A 19,457-nucleotide genomic window follows, 5' to 3' on the forward strand; every position below is an offset into this window, starting at 1 on the left:
CTGTATTACCCTTCCAGATACACGCCCCTCGTTGGGGAGGGGTGTCCCACCGCAACACCTATGAACCTTGCCGCGTCGCAGCAAGCAGAAAAGACACTTGGATGCAGAAAAACGACATTTTTCCGCGCCTCGTTCACAGTCACAAGTTTCCGATAGGCGAAAGATTTGCGGCTTGGCCCCACGCCCAGCACTGTTTTTGACTGTTTTTTAGGCAGGCGCGCCCGATCCGCGACGGAATCTGCGCCGAACTCTTGTGATCGCGAAATACGGCAGTGAAAAGGTGCCATGCCTGACACCCTGACCATTGTCGTAGTAGAAGAAGACCGCGAGCGCGCGATTGCCATCGTCGATGCGCTCAAGGCGTCCGGGGCCTATGATGTGCATGTGATCGGCAATGTCTCAAGCCTGGCGCGCAAGATCGCCGCTTTGGTGCCCGATGTGGTGCTGATCGACATCGACAACCCGACCCGCGACATGCTTGAAGAACTGACGCTGGCATCTGGCCCGCTGGAGCGTCCCGTGGCCATGTTCGTGTCGGGCGCGGCTGGGGATCTGGCCTCGACCGCGATTGAAGCGGGGCTGTCAGCCTATGTCGTTGATGGAATGCAGCCGGACCGACTGAAGCCGGTGCTGGACGCCGCCATCGCGCGGTTCCAGATCGTCCGGCAAATGCGCCGCGAACTGGCCGAGACCAAACGCGCGCTGGAAGAACGCAAGGTGATCGACCGCGCCAAGGGGTTGCTGATGAAGGCGCGTGGGGTTGAGGAAGAAGAGGCATACGCCCTGCTGCGCAAGGCCGCGATGGATCAGGGCCGTCGGGTGGCTGACGTGGCCGAAGCGCTGGTGACGGCCTCGGGGTTGCTGTCATGAACGCCGTCACCCTGCCCGTAGCCTATGTCCCGCTGGTCGACGCCGCCCCCCTGATCGTGGCACATGAGATGGGTCTGGCCCGCGCCGAGGGGGTCGAGTTGGACCTGATCGCCGCGCCCTCGTGGTCATCCGTGCGCGATATGCTGGCCTTTGGGCGTGTGGATGCGGCGCATCTGCTGTCCCCGGTCCCGGTCGCCATGGCCTTGGGGCTGGGCGGGGTGACTCAGCCCTTGTCCGCTGTGTCGGTCCTGTCGGTGAATGGCGACGTGATCGGCGTCAGCCGCGGGTTGGAGACCCGTCTGCGCGAAACGGGCTATGATTTTGACTTCCGCGATCCGTTCAAGGCCGCCGCTGCACTGGCCTCGGTCGCAGATCGGCCACTGGTTTTCGGCGTTCCTTTCCCTTTCTCCCTTCATGTCGAGCTTTTGCATTGCTGGCTTGAGGCCACTGACCTGTCGAAAGCCGGTGTCGAAGTTCGGACAATTCCACCGCCCCTCATGGCGCAGGCTTTGGCCGAGGGTGATGTCGATGCGTTCTGCGTGGGCGAGCCGTGGGGGTCGGTTGCTGTGGAATCGCAGGCGGGCGCATTGTTGCTGCCCGGTCAGGCGATCTGGGCCTTTGCGCCGGAAAAGGTGCTGGCCGTGCGCACCGACTGGGCAGAAACCGAGCCGCACCTGCTGGGGAAAATGATGCGCGCCATCTGGCGTGCCGGGCGATGGCTGGGTCAACCCGGCAGCCACACCGCCGCCGCTGAAATCCTTGCACGTGACACCTATCTGAACCTGCCCTCGGAACTGATCGACCGGGCGCTGTCGGGTCGGTTCACGATCTCCGGCCACGCTGAACAACGCGAGGTGCCGGGATTTGTCGAGTTCCACGACGGGGCCGCGAACTTTCCGTGGCGCAGTCAGGCCAAGTGGATCGCCCATCGCCTGGCCCGGCGATACGGTCTGGACCCGCATCTGGCGCTGGCACAGGCAGGCAGCGTGTTCCGCAGCGATATCTACCGCGACCAACTGGCGGGTATCGGAGCGGACCTGCCCGGCGCCTCGGAAAAACTGGAAGGCGCGATTCGAGAGAGGACGCCCGTCGCATCCCATAACGGACAGCTCTCGCTGAAGCGGGATGCGTTTCTGGATGGACGCATTTTTGATCCTCAGGACATCTGATGCTCAAGAATTGGGCAGGCACGCGCCCTGCCCTGCGCGATTGCAGCATTTGACGCCGCGTCGCAGCAAAATCACTTGATCGGCAACAGAGCATTTACCACTCTGGACCCATCGGCACGCAAAGGCGTGTGCCGCAAGAATTCCTCCCAAAGTTTGGGAACGACCGAGCAAAGCCGCTCACTCTCTGACCAATCCTCCCGGTCAGAGCGTGCAGCGGCTTTTTGTTTTTCACCCACCCTATTGACCGGGACCAAGAAAGGGACAGACCCACATGAAGAAATTGCTTGCAGGCCTTGTCGCCACCACCGCCCTGCTCAGCCCCGCACTGGCCGAAACACTGGAGCTGGAAAAGGACGAGCTGACCTTTGGCTTTATCAAACTGACCGACATGGCTCCGCTGGCCGTGGCTTATGAGAACGGGTATTTTCTGGATGAGGGCCTGTTCGTGACGCTGGAAGCGCAGGCCAATTGGAAAGTGCTGCTGGATGGTGTGATCGACGGGCAACTGGACGGCGCGCATATGCTGGCCGGTCAGCCGCTGGCCGCCACAATCGGCTACGGCACTGAAGCGCATATCATCACCCCCTTCTCGATGGACCTGAACGGCAACGGCATCACCGTGTCAAACGAGGTTTGGGAAGAGATGAAGCCCAACATCCCGGTGATGGATGACGGCCGCCCGCAGCATCCGATTTCGGCCGAGGCTCTGGCCCCGGTGGTCGAGAAATACAAATCCGAGGGCAAGCCGTTCAATATGGGCATGGTCTTCCCGGTTTCGACTCACAATTACGAATTGCGTTACTGGCTGGCGGCTGGCGGCCTGCACCCCGGCTACTACAGCCCCGAAAACGTGACCGGCCAGATCGGTGCGGATGTGTTCCTGTCGGTGACGCCTCCGCCGCAGATGCCGGCCACATTGGAAGCGGGCACCATCTATGGTTATTGCGTGGGTGAGCCGTGGAACCAGCAGGCGGTGTTCAAAGGCATCGGCGTGCCGGTCATCACCGATTATGAGCTGTGGAAGAACAACCCCGAAAAGGTCTTTGGCATCAACGCCGAGTTCGCCGAGCAGTATCCCAACACCACCCGCGCCGTGACCAAAGCCCTGATCCGCGCGGCCATGTGGCTGGATGAAAACGACAACGCCAACCGCCCCGCCGCGGTCGAGATGCTGAGTCAGCCGGAATATGTAGGGGCCGATTATGACGTGATCGCGAACTCGATGACGGGTACGTTCGAATATGAAAAGGGCGACAAGCGTGAGGTGCCCGATTTCAACGTGTTCTTCCGCTATAACGCGACCTACCCGTTCTATTCGGACGCCATCTGGTATCTGACCCAGATGCGCCGCTGGGGTCAGATCGCCGAGCCGCAGACCGATGCGTGGTATGATGAGGTCGCCAAGTCGGTCTATCGCCCCGACATCTATCTGGACGCCGCGAAAATGCTGGTCGACGAAGGTCTGGCGAATGAGGCCGATTTCCCCTGGGACAGCGATGGCTACAAGGCCCCCACGCCCGCCGAGGATATCATCGACGGCATTCCCTATGACGCCCGCCAGCCCAACGCTTATCTGCAAAGCCTGCCGATTGGCTTGAAAGGCGAGCAGGTCGTCGTTGGCACCGAAGTTCAGGGTTAACTCCCCTGCCTCCCGGCCCTGCGTGGTCGGGGGGCTTTCCCCTTTGAAACCGAATTCCACCCCCGCCCGGCGCTGAACGACCGGGCCAGGAGACCGCAAGATGACAGCCATCGACCACGATACGCTATCCGCTGATGCTGAACGCGAGGCCCGCCGCGCCCGCCTGTTCACCCGGATCAACGCCGCCGACAAATGGTTTCAGGTTCTGGGCCTGGCCTGGATCACCCCCATCCTGAAGGCCGGTGCAGGCGACAACCCGCGCGCCCAGATGGGCGAGATCTGGCGACTGCTGGTCGTGCCGCTGCTGGCCATCTTCGCCTTCCTTGTGATGTGGGGCACGCTGGCGCCCAAGGTGCAAACCTCGCTGGGCGCGGTCCCCGGGCCGGCGCAGGTCTGGTCCGAAGCCGTCAGCCTGCATCAGGACGCACAGGCCAAGGCCGCAAAGAAAGCCAAGTTCGAGGCGATGGTTGAAAAGCGCAACCAAAAGCTGATCGAAGCGGGTCAGGCAGACAAGGTCAAAGAGGTCGCCTATACCGGCGCGCCGAGTTACTACAACCAGATCTGGACCTCGATCAAAACCGTGTTCTTCGGGTTCTTGATCGCCACCATCGTCGCCGTTCCGCTGGGCATCGCTGCGGGCCTGTCGCCCACCGCAAATGCGGCGCTGAACCCGCTGATCCAGATTTTCAAGCCCGTCTCGCCGCTGGCCTGGTTGCCGATTGTGACCATGATCGTTTCCGCCGTTTACGTCACCAATGACGGCTGGTTCGCGAAATCCTTCCTGATCTCGGCCATTACCGTAACGCTGTGTTCGCTGTGGCCGACGCTGATCAACACCTCGCTGGGGGTGGCGTCGATCGACAAAGACTTGGTCAACGTCTCCAAGGTTCTGAAAATGAACACCTACACCAAGATCACCAAGCTGGTGCTGCCTTCGGCCCTGCCGCTGATCTTCACCGGCCTGCGCCTGAGCCTAGGTGTTGGCTGGATGGTTCTGATCGCGGCCGAGATGCTGGCGCAGAACCCCGGACTGGGCAAGTTTGTTTGGGATGAATTCCAGAACGGCTCCTCCAGCTCACTCGCCAAGATCATGGTGGCTGTCTTTACCATCGGCATCATCGGCTTCCTGCTGGATCGCGTGATGTATGCGTTGCAGTCGCTGTTTACCTTCTCGAACAACCGGTGACCGATATGGCTGTGATCGACTTCAAGAATGTCAGCAAATCCTTCGGCACCGGCACCGCTGCGACGGATGTGCTGAAAGACATCAACCTCTCGGTTCAGGAAGGTGAGTTCGTGGTTTTGCTGGGCTTTTCCGGCACCGGCAAGACCACGCTGATCAACCTGATGGCGGGGATCGAATTCCCCACCAAGGGCAGCGTCACCTTCCGCGACAAGGCCATCACAGGCCCCGCGCCTGAACGGGGGGTGATCTTCCAGAACTACTCGCTGATGCCGTGGCTGACGGTGACGGGCAATGTGCGGCTGGCCGTGGACGCGGTTTTCCCCAAAATGCCCAAACCCGAGAAAGAGGAAAAGGTTGCCCACTACATCCGCATGGTCGGCCTCAGCCACGCCGCCGGTCGTCGCCCGGCTGAGTTGTCGGGCGGGATGCGGCAGCGGGTGAACGTGGCCCGCGCGCTGGCGATGAACCCCGAGGTTCTACTGCTGGACGAGCCCCTGTCGGCGCTGGATGCGCTGACCCGTGGCAATCTGGCGGAAGAGATCGAAAAGATCTGGGAGGCCGACCGCAAGACCTGTGTTCTGATCACCAATGACGTGGACGAAGCGATCCTGCTGGCCGACCGCATCATCCCGCTGAACCCCGATGGCACACTGGGGACCGAGTTCAAGGTCTCGATCCCCCGCCCCCGCGACCGCTCAGCGATGAACCATGACGAGACATTCAAGGCCCTGCGTGGTGAGGTCACGAAATACCTGATGGATGTGGGGATCGAGGCCAAGGTCGAAGGCACCAAGACCCTACCCGACGTGACCCCGATCCACGGTATCCCGGCTGCGGTAAAAGAGGCGCAGGAGGGCCTGATCGAAGACCGCTATCTGGATTTCAGCCAGCTGCACAAGGTCTACCCGACGCCCAAAGGCCCGCTGACCGTGGTCGAGGACTTCAACCTGAAACTCAACCGGGGCGAGTTCATCTCGCTGATCGGTCACTCGGGCTGCGGCAAGTCCACGGTGCTGACCATGGCGGCTGGTCTGAACGAAATCTCCAAGGGTGCGATCAAGCTGGATGGCCGCCATGTCGAAGGCGCCGACCCGGAGCGCGCGGTTGTGTTCCAGTCGCCCTCGTTGTTCCCGTGGCTGACCGCCAAGGAAAACGTCTCGGTCGGGGTCGACCGCGTGTATCCGCGCGCAAGCCAGGCGGAACGACAGGATGTGGTGGAATATTATCTGGAACGGGTCGGTCTGGCCGACGCGATGGACAAATCCGCCGCCGATATGTCGAACGGGATGCGCCAGCGTGTGGGCATTGCCCGCGCCTTTGCCCTGTCGCCGAAACTGCTGCTGCTGGATGAGCCCTTCGGGATGCTCGACAGCCTCACCCGGTGGGAATTGCAGGAGGTTCTGATGGAGGTCTGGTCGCGGACCAAAGTCACCACCATCTGCGTCACCCATGACGTGGACGAGGCGATCCTTCTGGCCGACCGCGTGGTGATGATGACGAACGGTCCGCAGGCCACCATCGGCAAGATCACCAATGTCGACTTGCCCCGACCCCGCACACGCAAGGCGCTGTTGGCCCATCCCGATTACTACGAATACCGGCAAGAGGTGTTGGACTTCCTCGAGGAATACGAGCACGGGGCCAAACCCAAGCCCAAATCCCCTGCCCCCAAAGCCATCGCTGCGGAGTGAATGACATGAAACAGAAACTGGTTGTCATCGGAGCTGGCATGGCCTCGGGCCGGGTGTTGGAACACCTGACCGACGCGGCCCCCGATGCGTTCGACATTACCCTTTTCAACGCTGAACCGCGCGGGAACTACAACCGCATCATGCTGAGCCCGGTTCTGGCAGGCGATCAGACATACGAGGACATCGTCACCCATGACGACGATTGGTATGCCGAGCGGGGCATCACTTGTCGGTTTGGCGAGAAAGTGGTCAAGATCGACCGCGAATTGAAGGTGGTCGAAGGCGAGAACGGCCACGTGCCCTATGACAAGCTGATCTTTGGCACAGGATCGAACCCCTTCATGATCCCGATGCCGGGGCATGATCTGGACGGCGTGATCGCCTATCGCGATCTGGAAGACACCGAACAGATGATGGGTATGGGCGCAGGCAACAAGGTCGTCGTGATCGGCGGCGGTTTGCTGGGGCTTGAGGCCGCCGCAGGCATGGCCGCGCGCGGCGCTGACGTAACCGTGGTGCATATCATGGGCCATCTGATGGAGCGTCAGCTTGACCCCGCCGCAGGCTATCTGCTGAAGAAATCGCTGGAGGAAAAAGGTATCACGGTCCTGTTGAATGCCAAGTCGACCGAGATCGCGGGCAAGGATGGCAAGGCGAGGGCGCTGTTGCTGGACGACGGCACCGAGCTTCCCTGTGACCTGTTGGTGATGGCTGTGGGCATCCGCCCGAACATCGCGCTGGCGCAGGAAACCGGTCTGGCGGTTGGGCGCGGCATCCATGTGGATGATCAGATGATCACCTCGGACGCAGATATCTATGCCGTTGGCGAATGCGTCGAACATCAAGGCGAAATTTTCGGCCTTGTCGCACCGCTTTACGATCAGGCCAAGGTGCTGGCGCAGACCTTGCTGGGTGACGAGGCTGCGTTCAAGCAGCGTTCACTCTCGACCAAGCTGAAGGTCACCGGCTGCGACCTGTTCAGCGCCGGGGACTTTGCCGAGGGCGAGACCCGCGAGGACATCGTGTTCCGCGACCCGGCCCGTGGTGTCTACAAGCGACTGGTTTTGGAAGACGACAAGCTGGTCGGCGCTGTCATGTATGGCGACACCGCCGACAGCAACTGGTTCTTCGGCCTCATCCGCGACGCTGAGGACGTGTCCGAGATGCGTGAGACGCTGATCTTTGGCCCGGCCTATCAGGGGGGCGGCTCTGCGGACCCTCTCTCAGCCGTTGCAGCATTGCCGCCTGAGGCGGAAATCTGTGGCTGCAACGGCGTTTGCAAATCCGATATCACCACCGCTATCGAAGGCGGCGCAACCGATCTGGGCGCTATCCGCGCGACCACCAAGGCCAGCGCCTCCTGCGGGACATGCACAGGGTTGGTCGAACAACTGCTGCAGGTCACACTGGGCGATGACTTCCAGATGCCTACCGCGCAACCCATCTGCGGCTGCTGCGACCTGACCCACGAAGACGTCCGCCGCCTGATCAAATCGCAAGAGTTGAAAAGTCAGGAAGCCGTCTGGCAGGAGCTGGGTTGGAAGACACTCAACGGCTGCCATGTCTGCCGCCCGGCGGTGAACTACTACCTGCTGGCTGATTGGCCGGTCGAATATCAGGACGACCCGCAAAGCCGTTTCGTCAACGAACGCAAGCATGCCAACATCCAGAAGGACGGCACGTTCAGCGTCGTGCCCCGAATGTGGGGCGGCATCACCAACCCGGCCGAACTGCGCGCCATCGCAGATGCAGCCGAAAAATACGATGTTCCCACGGTCAAAGTCACCGGCGGCCAGCGTATCGACCTGTTGGGCGTGAAAGGCGCGGACCTGCCCTATATCTGGTCCGATCTGAACAAGGCCGGGCTGGTCTCGGGCCACGCCTATTCCAAGGGTCTGCGCACGGTGAAAACCTGCGTCGGCACCGATCACTGCCGGTTCGGGACACAAGACAGCACCGGGCTGGGCGTGAAGCTTGAGAAAATCCTCTGGGGCTCGTGGACGCCGCACAAGCTGAAGCTGGCGGTCTCGGGCTGCCCGCGTAACTGTGCCGAAGCAACCTGCAAAGATGTCGGCGTAGTCTGTGTCGACAGTGGCTATCAGATCAGCATCGGCGGCGCGGCTGGCATGGACGTCAAGGAAACCGAGTTACTGGTGCAGGTTCCTACTGAGGACGAGGCGATCGAGGTCGTGATGGCCGTCACCCAAGCCTATCGTGAGGGCGGTAAATATCTGGACCGTCTGTATAAATGGATGGCGAAGGTCGGCCTCGACTGGATCAAGGAAACCGTGGTGGATGACCTCGACAACCGCCGCGCGCTGGTCGAGCGGTTTGAACTCAGCCAGTCCATCTACCGCAAAGACCCGTGGGCAGAACATGCCAAAGAAGCCCAACGCTTTGCGCCCATCGCCGATCTGACATTGGAGGCCGCAGAATGAGCTGGATCGACATCGGACATATCGACGACATCCCCCTGCGCGGCGCACGCGTGGTGAAAACGCCCGTGGGCTGCATCGCCCTGTTCCGCACGGCTGAGGACGAAGTCTTTGCCGCCTCGGACACCTGCCCGCACAAGGGCGGCCCGCTCTCTGAGGGTATCGTGCATGGGCAATCCGTCACCTGCCCGCTGCACAACTGGGTGTTCGACCTGAACTCGGGTCAGGCACAAGGCGCGGATGAAGGCCAGATCGCCACGTATACGGTGCAGTTGGACGGCGAGCGTATCCTGCTGGACAGCACCTCGCTGGGGCAAAGGAGCGCCGCGTGAAAGACCTGAGTGCCTGCGCCACGCGCTCGACCTGCCCCTATTGCGGGGTGGGCTGCGGTGTTCTGCTGCAACCGGATGGCGCGGGGGGCCTGACCGTCACCGGCGACCCGGATCACCCGGCCAATCAAGGGCGGCTGTGTTCCAAGGGTTCGGCTTTGGCCGAAACGGTGGGTCTGTCGCAACGGCTGCTGTCGCCCGTGGTTGCGGGCGAACAGGCCACTTGGGACGACGCGCTGCAACGGGTGGCCGACCGGTTCCGTGAAACCATCGCAGAACACGGGCCGGACTCGGTGGCCTTCTATGTCTCGGGCCAATTACTGACCGAGGATTACTATGTCGCCAACAAGCTGATGAAAGGCTTCATCGGCTCGGCCAATATCGACACGAATTCGCGGCTGTGCATGGCCTCGACCGTTGCGGGCCACAAACGCGCTTTCGGCACCGATACCGTGCCCGGAACCTATGAGGATCTGGACGAGGCCGATCTGGTCGTGCTGGTCGGGTCCAATCTGGCGTGGTGTCACCCGGTTTTGTATCAACGCCTGTTGGCTGCGCGGCAGGCGCGCGGCACCAAGATCATCGTGATCGACCCGCGCCGCACAGCGTCCTGTGACAGTGCCGATCTGCACCTGCCGCTGGCGGCGGGCAGCGATGTGGCGCTGTTCAATCACCTGCTGACGCAGATTGACGCCTCTGGGCTGGTGGATACGGATTTCCTGACCCATACCTCGGGCATTCACGCGGCGCTGGACAGCGCGCAGGGTGATGACGTTTCAGTCACCGGGCTGAACCCCGACGATATCGCGCAGTTCTGTCAGATGTGGATGGGTACTGAAAAGGTCGTGACGATCTTCAGTCAGGGCGTGAACCAATCCAGTTCGGGCAGCGACAAGGTCAACGCGATCCTGAACTGCCATCTAGCCACGGGGCGCATCGGCATACCCGGCTGCGGGCCGCTGTCTGTCACCGGTCAGCCCAACGCCATGGGCGGGCGCGAGGTCGGGGGGCTGGCCAATATGCTCGCCTGTCATCTGGATATTGAAAACGCCGATCACCGCGCTGCCGTGCGCGATTTCTGGTCGGCACCGACCATGCCCGAGGCCCCGGGCCTCAAGGCCGTTGACCTGTTCCGCGCCGTGGGTGACGGGCGCGTCAAGGCGCTGTGGGTGATCCATACCAACCCCGTGGTGTCCATGCCCGAGGCCGACGCGGTGCGTGACGCCATCACTGCCTGCCCGTTCACCGTGGTCTCGGACATCACCGCGCGCACCGATACGGCGCGGATGGCCGATGTGCTGCTGCCCGCCGCTGCATGGGCCGAGAAAGACGGCACCGTCACCAATTCCGACCGCGTGATCAGCCGCCAACGCGCGATCCTGCCCGCGCCGGGCAAGGCCCGCGCGGATTGGGATATTCTGGCCGAGGTTGGGCGGCGGATGGGCTGGACATCCGCCTTCGACTATCAAACGCCCGGAGAGATTTTCCGCGAATACGCCACGCTGTCCGGTGTGGCCGCCAAATTTGGGCGCGATTTCGATATCTCGGGCCTTAGCGATCTGGATGCGGCGGGCTATGACGCACTGACGCCGACACGCTGGCCTGTCACCGCCACACGACGGGGCGGGCGGTTCTTTGCGGATGGGCAGTTCTATCACCCCAACGGCAAGGCCCGGCTGTTGCCGGTCACATGGCGCGCGCCGGTGGCCAAGACCGAACCGCGCTATCCGTTCTGGCTGAACACCGGGCGGCTGCGCGATCAGTGGCACACGATGACCCGCACCGGGCTGTCGGCGCGCCTGTCTGCCCACCTGTCCGAACCGTTTCTGGACATCCACCCCGAGGACGCGCGCGACAAGGGCATTGTGTCCGCCGATCTGGTTGAGGTCACCAGCCCACATGGAACATCCATCCTGCGCGCGCGGATCACAAGCGATGTCACCCGAGGTCAGGTGTTCGCGCCAATCCACTGGACCGGAGAAACCGCACCCTCCGCCCGTATCGACGCGGTGGTTGCCGCAGCGACAGACCCTGTTTCGGGGCAACCTGAAAGCAAGGCGTCCGTGGTCAGCGTCTCCCGGTTCAATGCCAAATGGTATGGGTTTGCGGTGTCGGACCGAGAGATGACGCCCCATTGCGACTACTGGGCGCAAACACCCACAAAATCCGGTTACCGCGCGGAATTGGCAGGGTTGAAGGGCGTCAGCGACTGGCAAACTGCCGCGCGCAACCTGTTTGGGCTGCCTGACGACGACGTCACTCTGCTTGAGGATCCGGCACGTGGTTTGGCGAGACTTGCGTTTCATGAAAACGGGCGTCTGGTGGCGGCTTTGTTCATCGCACCTGAACCGGTGGCCGTGATGCGCGACTATCTGGCAACGCTGCCGCAGGTCCCCGACCTGTTGTCCGGCCGCGCACCCGCGGACCGGCCCGACCCCGGTCCGGTTCTGTGTTCCTGTTTCGATGTCGGCGTGAACACCATCCTCACCGCGATCGAAACCAAAGGACTGATGAGCGTCGACGCCATCGGCAACGCGCTGCAGGCCGGAACCAATTGCGGATCATGCCGTCCGGAACTAGCAAGCCTGCTCGCGTCGGCACATCAGAAAGAGGCCGCCCAATAACCCTAAAACCGAACAGCCTCACCAGTCTCCAACGCCTGCTGCGCGGCCAGCCCCATGCGCACGGCCCACATCCCGTCCTGCAAGGTCACCTCGGGGGCGGGCTTCTCACCGCGCAATACGGATAGAAACCCCTGATGCTGGTAGAAGGTGGACCCGTTATGATCACCCGCCGCCAGAAGGCGCGGATCAACAGGGATATCCTTGGCGACCGGCCCCTTGGGTGCGCGCGGGCTGACGATCAGTTGCGGCACCGGCGCATCACCCAGATGCTCGGGCCAGAAACGGCCCGGTCCGGGCACCAGCGCCTCGATCTTGGCGTCAGGACCGACGGCTGAGATTTCTTCCTGATACCGCGCGCCTTCGGCGAACATGCACAGCTCCAGCATTGCTCGCGCGCCTGAGGCGAAATCGACCATGACATAGCCGTGGTCCAGAATGTCAGGCGTTTCGCCCTCGTAAGCCTCGTCCAGATGATTGACGGCTTGCCCCCCGCTGGCCGTCACGCGCACCGGGTCCGATTGCAGGATAAGACGCATGAGGTCGAAGAAGTGACAGCATTTCTCGACAAAGGTTCCGCCTGTATTGCGGTTGAAGCGATTCCAGTTGCCGACCTTTTCCAGAAAGGGAAAGCGGTGTTCTTTGATGGTCAGCATTTTAACGCCGCCCGTCACCTGTGCCTCGTCAATCAGGGCTGCGATGGGGGGCATGTAACGATACTCCATCGCGACCCAGATCGGATGGGGGTAATCGCGCTGGATGGCGTCAAGCCGCGCGGCATCCGACGGGTCGGTGAACAGAGGCTTTTCGACCAGCAGAGGCAACGGCCGTGCCCGCGCGATCTGTTCGATCTGGTCCACATGCAAATGGTTGGGGCTGGCGATCACGATGCAATCCAGATCATCCACGGCCAGCAGATCCTCAACCGAGCCCACCATCTGCGCATCGGGAGCAATCGCTTGTGCAGCGTTGGCCATTGCCGCGTCAGGCTCAAAGATCGCCGATACCTGCGTGTCCTCTAGCAGAGCAATATTGTGCAGGTGCTCTTGCCCCATCATGCCGCATCCGATCAGCCCGTAATGGATGGTCCGGGTCATGCGCGTTTCCTTCTACTTCAGACGTTGGACATAGGTGGCCCGATCCGGGTCGAACCACGTTTTTGAAAACTCGACCGGTTCTGACCCTTCGGACCAACTGAACCGCTCGATATAGCCAGCCGTTTCGCCAGCGGGTTTTGTAAAGGTCTCAGGCGTCCAGTCAGGCAGCGCACGGACCGAAACCCGATCCTCGGCCCGTGTGATCCAGAACCCAAGCTGCTGCTGGTAATAGCGATAGAGCGAATCCGACAGCAGCGTCTGATTGATCTGTCCCGCCGAATCGTCCAGCCAGATTTCCTCGACCGCGATGATTGTGTCATTCAAATAGCGCATCCGGCGCACCCGCGACCCCTTGGTCGACGTACCGAATTCTGGCAGATCAGAGGGCTTTTCCAGATGGTCCACCGACAGGATATTGGCGCGCGGCAGACCCCCGCCTTGGGGCAGTTCCAGCCGGAACATCGCATAGACGCTGTTCTGCGTCCCGGTCTCGCGTATGTAGTTGCCCGAGCCCTGGATACGCTCCAACATCCCTTTTTTCTCAAGCTCCGCCAGCGATTTTCGCAACGTCCCGACCGAGACATTCAGGTTCGTGGCCATCTCGCGCTCGGGCGGCAAGCGCTCACCATCAATCAAGCGGCCCGCAGCGATATCGCGGATCAAAAGCTCGGCGATCTGCACATAGATCGGCAGCGCGTTGGGGTTTCGGGAGTTGGTGGTCATTTTCGGGTGCTTCACCGAGTCGCGGAAAAAATTGATACACTATTGATCTACATCAATGTGATTGCTACGCAAGAGGAAAGTCAAAAGATGCCCGGAGAACGAATCAAATGACCATCGTCCCCATCACATCCCCCGATCTGGATGCGGCCGAGGTATCGTGGTTCGCCGCGCTGTGTTCGGACGATTATCAGTTTCTGGGTGTCCCGGATGGCGACCTGCGGTCAAGTTGGGAGCACTGTTCCGGCATCGTCCGCGAGGCCGAGGCGCAAGGGTTCCGCAACATCCTTTGCCCGTCTTCCTATCAGGTCGGTCAGGACACGCTGAGTTTTGTGGCGGGTTGCGCGCCAATCACCGAAAAGATCAACCTTCTGGCCGCCGTGCGCTGTGGCGAGATGCAGCCTATCATGCTGGCGCGTACTATCGCCACGCTGGATCACATGCTGCAGGGGCGGCTGACGGTGAATATCATCTCGTCCGATTTCCCCGGCGAAAAGGCCGACAGCGCGTTCCGCTATCAGCGGTCCCGCGAGGTGGTCGAGATTCTGAAACAGGCGTGGACACAGGATGAAATCAACCACGCGGGTGAGGTTTACAATTTCTCGGGCCTGACCACTGATCCGGCCAAGCCTTACCAAACCGGCGGTCCGCTGCTGTATTTCGGAGGTTATTCTCCCTCGGCGCTGGACCTGTGTGGCGAGCATTGCGACGTCTACCTGATGTGGCCCGAAACCGAGGATCAACTGGCCGAGCGGATGAAGGCCGTCCACGCGGTGGCCGAGAACTACAACCGCACGCTGGATTACGGTCTGCGCGTGCATATGATCGTCCGCGATACCGAGGCTGAAGCGCAGGAATATGCGGACTACATCGTCTCGAAGCTGGATGACGAATACGGTCGTGCAATCCGGGAACGGGCGCTGGATTCGACCTCTCTGGGCGTGGCGCATCAGGCCAAGAACCGCGATCTGGCGGATGAATATGGCTATGTGGAACCGGGCCTGTGGACAGGTGTTGGCCGCGCGCGGTCCGGCTGCGGCGCGGCTTTGGTCGGGTCAACTGATCAGGTCATGTCCAAGATCGAGGAATACCAAAAGATGGGCATCCGCGCCTTCATCTTCTCGGGCTATCCCCACATGGATGAGGCAAAGCACTTTGGTGCCCGTGTCATGCCCAACTTGAAAACCTGCTCGCTGCCCGAAGCCTATGGGCGCGTGCCTGCAATGACCCCGGCCACCCCGCTGGGCAACGGAGTTCGTCGCTGATGCAACGTGTAAAACTATCCGACACGCTGGAAATGAGCCGCCTTGTCTACGGTATGTGGCGGCTGGGCGACGACAGCGACACGTCAGCAGCGCATGTCGAGGCCAAGATTCAAGCCTGTCTGGATCAGGGTATCACCAGTTTCGATCAGGCCGATATCTATGGCGATTACGGGGCCGAAGCGGTGCTGGGCAATGCCTTGCGCGCAAATCCTGCGCTGCGTGCGAAGATGGAGATCGTCACCAAATGCGATATCGTGGCACCGGTCGGACGCTATTCGGACGCGAAGGTCAAATACTATGACACCTCACGCGCCCATATTCTGAAGTCGGTCGAGACTTCTCTGACCGAGATGGCGATCGACCATATCGACCTGCTGCTGATCCACCGACCTGACCCGTTCATGGACCATCACGAAACCGGCGCCGCGCTGGATGAAGTGGTGGCCAGCGGCAAGGTTCGCGCGGTTGGTGTGTCTAATTTCCGACCTTGGGACTGGACCCTGTTGCAATCGGCGATGAAGACACCTCTGGTCACCAACCAGATCGAGATTTCTTTGGGTCGGATCAGCCCCTTTACCAATGGTGATCTGGCCTTTCACCAGCAGCATGGTCAGCCCGTGATGGCGTGGTCGCCGCTGGGAGGCGGGCTGCTGATGGCCGGAAACCCGCCCGTTGGCGTGGTCGCGGATGAGATCGCTGCTGAATTCGGCGTGGACCGCGCGGCGGTCGCCGTTGCGTTCCTGTTGGCGCACCCGGCAGGCATCCTTCCGGTGATGGGCACCAACAACTTATCACGGATCAAGACCATCTCGGACGCATTGAAAGTCAATCTGGATCGCGAAAGCTGGTTCCGCCTGTACGAGGCGGCGCTGGGGCATGAGGTACCATGATGAATGCAATCTCAAAGGACATGACCCACACATTCGTCCCGCATAAGGACGACACCCGCACTTTGCGCGACGCCTTTGGACGGTTCGCCACAGGTGTCACGATCGTCACCTGCAACAGCGATGACGGCCCCGTCTGCATCACGGCGAACAGCTTTTCGTCCCTGTCGCTGGACCCGCCCCTGATCATGTGGGCCGGTGACCGCAACTCGCGCCGGTTCCCCTATTTCCACAAGGCGCGCCATTTCAGCGTGCACGTGCTATCGTCGGAACAGGCCGAGCTATGTTTCGGGTGCTCGAAAGACGCGTTTGCACTGCGCGACATTGATCACGACCGCTGCGGCAACGGCACACCGCTGCTGCCGGACTGTCTGGCGCGGTTTGAATGTGAACAGCACGCCTATCACGACGCAGGCGACCACGTGATCGTCGTGGGCAAAGTTCTCAAGGTCAGCATGGCGGATGGAGACGCGCTGACCTTCTATGCCGGGAAACTCGGCCAATTCGCGCAGCACTAAGCGCGATCTGACGACCGCAGGGCAAACCTGCGGCTGCACAAGGGAGGATCCGCATGGGCGGACTGGCGTCGGTGCTTGCACCGATTGCATTCGTGAACGAAACCGTGCTGCGTTTTGGCCGCGCCGTTGGCGTCGTTGCGATTGCATTGATGGTGATCGCAATCCTGATTCAGGTGTTCTTCCGATATGTTCTGGGCAATGCCCTGCCCTGGCCGGATGAGGCCGCGCGGTTCTGTATGTTGTGGATGACCGGCCTGATGGCCCCCACCGCGTTCCGGCGCGGCGGGTTCGTGGCAATCGACATGGTGCCCATGATGCTGCCGCGTGTGCTGGGGCAGTTGCTGACCTTGTTTTTGCTGATCGTCTCGCTGGCCGTTCTGCTGGTCGCGGTCAATATCGGCTGGTCCGAGGTGACCGGATTTGGCGGCAAGTTCGCGACGGCCGCGCTGTATATCCCCACCTCCTTCGGGTTCGACGAATGGTACCGGGTCCCGCGTAGCTGGATGATGGCCTCGCTGCTGGTTGGGGTGATCCTGCTGATCGCGGTGAATATCGAGCTGATCCTGCGGGCCATCGTGACTTTGATGGGAGGCGAAGACCTGCTGCCCAAAATCGCAGACGCGCCGGTGGGGGCTGAGTAAATGCTGATCTGGTTCCTGCCCACCTTCCTGATTTTCCTGATGATCGGCCTGCCGGTCTTTTTCGCGCTTTTGGCCGCGCCCGGCATTTTGCTGTGGCTGAACGGGCAGACCAACGACATCACTCTGCTGTACCGGAATGTCTATAACGGCATGGACAGCTTCCCGCTGATGGCGATCCCCTTTTTCATGCTGGCCGGAGAACTGATGAACCGCGGCGGCATCACCATCCGTCTGGTCGAGTTCTCTCAGGCGTTGATGGGTCACTTCCGGGGCGGCCTGGCCCATGTGAATGTCCTGAGTTCGATCCTTTTCGCCGGTCTGTCAGGCTCGGCAGTTGCCGACACTTCGGCGCTGGGGTCGATGTTGATCCCGGCGATGGAAAAACAGGGCTATACCCGCAAATTCGCCGCCGCGATCACGGCGGCCAGTTCGGTGATCGGGCCGATCATTCCGCCCTCGGGCATCATGATCATTTACGCCTACGTCATGGGTGAAAGCGTGGCCGCCCTGTTCCTCGCGGGTATCGTGCCCGGCGTAATGGTCGGCGTGGGTCTGATGCTGATGATCAAGGTCATGGCCGACAAATACGACTTCCCCGTCGCCAGCCGAAAATACACGTGGCCCGAGCGTCGTCAGGCCAGCCTCAAGGCGTTCTTCCCGCTGCTGACACCCGTGATCATTCTGGGGGGTATCCTTGGTGGTATCTTCACCCCGACCGAGGCTGCAGCAGTCGCTGTGGGTTACGCCTTCATCATCGGCTTCTTCGTCCTGCGCACGCTGACCTTAAAAGAGGTGCCCGAAATCCTCAGCAATGCAGGACTGACCTCGGCGGTCGTCTTGCTGCTGGTGGGCGCGGCGATGGCGTTCAAGACCGTGGTCAGCCTCAGCCACGCGCCGGAACAACTGGCAGCGCTGATCCTTGGCCTGTCAGAAAACCCGCTGATCCTGCTGTTCCTGATCAACCTGCTGCTGTTCGTCGTCGGCATGTTTCTGGATGCAGGCCCTGCAATCATCATCCTTGGCCCCATCCTTGCGCCAATCTTCACCAGCCTTGGCGTGGACCCTATCCACTTTGCCATTATCATGAGCGTCAACCTGACCGTCGGCCTTGCCACGCCACCCATGGGGCTGGTGCTGTTCGTGGCCGCCGCTGTATCGCGCGAAAAGGTCGAGACCATTGCCAAGGCGATCCTGCCGTTTCTGGCTGTTGAAATCATAGTGATCTTCCTGATCACCTATGTCCCCGCACTATCCATGACGATCCCGAGGATAACGGGATTTGCAAATTGAACTGAGTATCACAGGGAGGAAACGAATGCTCAGAGACTTTATCAAAACCGCTGCGGTGGCCACCTGGGTGCTGGCCGCATCCGCTCTTGCCGCCACCGCCGCAGATTACACCCTGCGCGCCACCGCGAACTCGAATGAAAACGACGAAGACTATGACGGTCTGATCGTCTTCAAGAACTATGTCGAGGCCGCATCGAACGGCGCGATTGAGGTCGAGTTGTTCATCGGCACGCAATTGTGCTCGAACGGGGCCGAATGTCTGCAGGGCGTGGCAGATGGAACCATCGACATCTACATCTCAACCTCGGGCGGGGCCTCGGGCATTTTCCCCTATGTTCAGGTTCTGGACCTGCCTTACCTGATGGCGGATGACCGCGTGGCCGAACACGTGCTGTCCGGCGATTTCACACGCAAGATGCGCGACATGGCCCTTGAGGATTCCGGCGGCGCGATCCGTCTGATGACCATCGGCAACACCGGCGGCTGGCGCAACTTTGCCAACACGCAGCGTCGCATCGCCGAACCTGCCGATATGGAAGGTCTGAAAATCCGCACCGTGGTCGCCGATCTGCCGCAAGAACTGGTCAAGGCGTTGGGCGCATCACCCACCCCGATCCCGTGGCCGGAACTGTTCACCAGCTTCCAGACCGGCGTGGTTGAAGGCTCCAAGAACGGTATCACCGACATCATGGGCATGAAATTCCCCGATGCGGGCCTGCAATATGTCACGCTGGACGGCCACGCGTACATGGGTGCGCTGTGGTGGATGAACAACGCCAAGTTCCAGGAGATGCCCGAAGACCTGCGCCGCGTGGTGGTCGACGGATTCTACGCGCTGCAACAGGCCACTTTTGCCTCGCCCAAGCGCAAGTCGATCCAGGCGTATGAAGATTTCGTCGCCGGTGGCGGTGACCTCTACGTTCCTACCCCCGATCAGAAGGCAGCATTCAAAGAGGCCGCAACGCCCGTTTACGAGTGGTTCCAGACCAATGTGGGCCGCGGGGACGAGGTGTTCAATGCGCTGACCGAAGCGGTTGCCGAGGCTGAGGCAGATATCAACGCCTCTCGCGATGCGGATCTGAACTAAGCGAACAGGGCC

16 protein-coding genes are annotated in these 19,457 nt (G+C 61.2%); 14 read left to right on the forward strand and 2 right to left on the reverse strand.

From position 1 onward, the window contains the following. The first annotated feature begins 285 nt into the window (after positions 1-285). From ACR0MS_RS14645 to ACR0MS_RS14680, 8 genes are all read left to right on the forward strand, one after another. Positions 286-870, forward strand: a complete 585-nt coding sequence (locus tag ACR0MS_RS14645; RefSeq protein WP_480552418.1) for an ANTAR domain-containing response regulator — start codon at positions 286-288, stop codon at positions 868-870. After that, on the forward strand, positions 867-2,039 hold the full coding sequence (locus ACR0MS_RS14650) for a CmpA/NrtA family ABC transporter substrate-binding protein (protein ID WP_480574640.1): 1,173 nt from the start codon (positions 867-869) through the stop codon (positions 2,037-2,039). Before ACR0MS_RS14645 ends, ACR0MS_RS14650 begins: the two co-directional genes overlap by 4 nt. A gap of 271 nt (positions 2,040-2,310) precedes the next feature. Then, the gene (locus tag ACR0MS_RS14655; protein WP_480574643.1) at positions 2,311-3,678 is read left to right on the forward strand and encodes a CmpA/NrtA family ABC transporter substrate-binding protein; all 1,368 of its coding nucleotides are present in this window, start codon (positions 2,311-2,313) and stop codon (positions 3,676-3,678) included. Between the two features lie 100 nt (positions 3,679-3,778). After that, a complete protein-coding gene (locus ACR0MS_RS14660) occupies positions 3,779-4,864 on the forward strand; it encodes an ABC transporter permease (protein WP_480574646.1) in 1,086 nt (361 codons plus the stop codon). 5 nt (positions 4,865-4,869) lie between these two features. Next, positions 4,870-6,555, forward strand: coding sequence for an ABC transporter ATP-binding protein (locus tag ACR0MS_RS14665; protein ID WP_480574649.1), 1,686 nt, complete (start codon positions 4,870-4,872; stop codon positions 6,553-6,555). 5 nt (positions 6,556-6,560) lie between these two features. Further along, positions 6,561-8,993, forward strand: a complete 2,433-nt coding sequence (gene nirB / locus ACR0MS_RS14670; RefSeq protein ID WP_480574652.1) for a nitrite reductase large subunit NirB — start codon at positions 6,561-6,563, stop codon at positions 8,991-8,993. After that, positions 8,990-9,322 carry a nitrite reductase small subunit NirD gene (nirD, locus tag ACR0MS_RS14675; RefSeq protein ID WP_480574655.1) on the forward strand — a complete coding sequence of 111 codons (333 nt, stop codon included), beginning with the start codon at positions 8,990-8,992 and terminating at the stop codon, positions 9,320-9,322. Before nirB ends, nirD begins: the two co-directional genes overlap by 4 nt. Further along, on the forward strand, positions 9,319-11,943 hold the full coding sequence (locus ACR0MS_RS14680) for a molybdopterin-dependent oxidoreductase (protein ID WP_480574658.1): 2,625 nt from the start codon (positions 9,319-9,321) through the stop codon (positions 11,941-11,943). The genes nirD and ACR0MS_RS14680 overlap by 4 nt, the downstream gene beginning before the upstream one ends. 2 nt (positions 11,944-11,945) lie before the next feature. On the opposite strand, the gene ACR0MS_RS14685 is transcribed toward ACR0MS_RS14680, so the two are convergent. Continuing rightward, positions 11,946-13,037, reverse strand: a complete 1,092-nt coding sequence (locus ACR0MS_RS14685; protein ID WP_480574661.1) for a Gfo/Idh/MocA family protein — start codon at positions 13,035-13,037, stop codon at positions 11,946-11,948. A 12-nt stretch (positions 13,038-13,049) separates the two neighbouring features. Then, the gene (locus ACR0MS_RS14690) at positions 13,050-13,760 is read right to left on the reverse strand and encodes a GntR family transcriptional regulator (RefSeq protein ID WP_480574665.1); all 711 of its coding nucleotides are present in this window, start codon (positions 13,758-13,760) and stop codon (positions 13,050-13,052) included. 107 nt (positions 13,761-13,867) lie between these two features. Between ACR0MS_RS14690 and ACR0MS_RS14695 the strand changes: the two genes are divergently transcribed. The 6 genes from ACR0MS_RS14695 to ACR0MS_RS14720 are packed head-to-tail and all read left to right on the forward strand — an operon-like array spanning position 13,868 to position 19,445. Beyond that, positions 13,868-15,022 carry an LLM class flavin-dependent oxidoreductase gene (locus tag ACR0MS_RS14695; RefSeq protein ID WP_480574668.1) on the forward strand — a complete coding sequence of 385 codons (1,155 nt, stop codon included), beginning with the start codon at positions 13,868-13,870 and terminating at the stop codon, positions 15,020-15,022. Beyond that, positions 15,022-15,912, forward strand: coding sequence for an aldo/keto reductase (locus ACR0MS_RS14700; protein WP_480574671.1), 891 nt, complete (start codon positions 15,022-15,024; stop codon positions 15,910-15,912). Before ACR0MS_RS14695 ends, ACR0MS_RS14700 begins: the two co-directional genes overlap by 1 nt. After that, positions 15,912-16,427 carry a flavin reductase family protein gene (locus ACR0MS_RS14705; RefSeq protein WP_480574732.1) on the forward strand — a complete coding sequence of 172 codons (516 nt, stop codon included), beginning with the start codon at positions 15,912-15,914 and terminating at the stop codon, positions 16,425-16,427. The genes ACR0MS_RS14700 and ACR0MS_RS14705 overlap by 1 nt, the downstream gene beginning before the upstream one ends. Before the next feature lie 53 nt (positions 16,428-16,480). Then, positions 16,481-17,068, forward strand: a complete 588-nt coding sequence (locus ACR0MS_RS14710; RefSeq protein ID WP_480574674.1) for a TRAP transporter small permease — start codon at positions 16,481-16,483, stop codon at positions 17,066-17,068. Next, positions 17,069-18,358, forward strand: a complete 1,290-nt coding sequence (locus ACR0MS_RS14715; RefSeq protein ID WP_170485843.1) for a TRAP transporter large permease — start codon at positions 17,069-17,071, stop codon at positions 18,356-18,358. Positions 18,359-18,383: 25 nt separating this feature from the next. Further along, the gene (locus ACR0MS_RS14720; RefSeq protein ID WP_480574679.1) at positions 18,384-19,445 is read left to right on the forward strand and encodes a TRAP transporter substrate-binding protein; all 1,062 of its coding nucleotides are present in this window, start codon (positions 18,384-18,386) and stop codon (positions 19,443-19,445) included. The last annotated feature ends 12 nt before the right edge of the window (positions 19,446-19,457 follow it).

It is taken from the genome of Ruegeria sp. CJ2 (genome assembly GCF_056536745.1).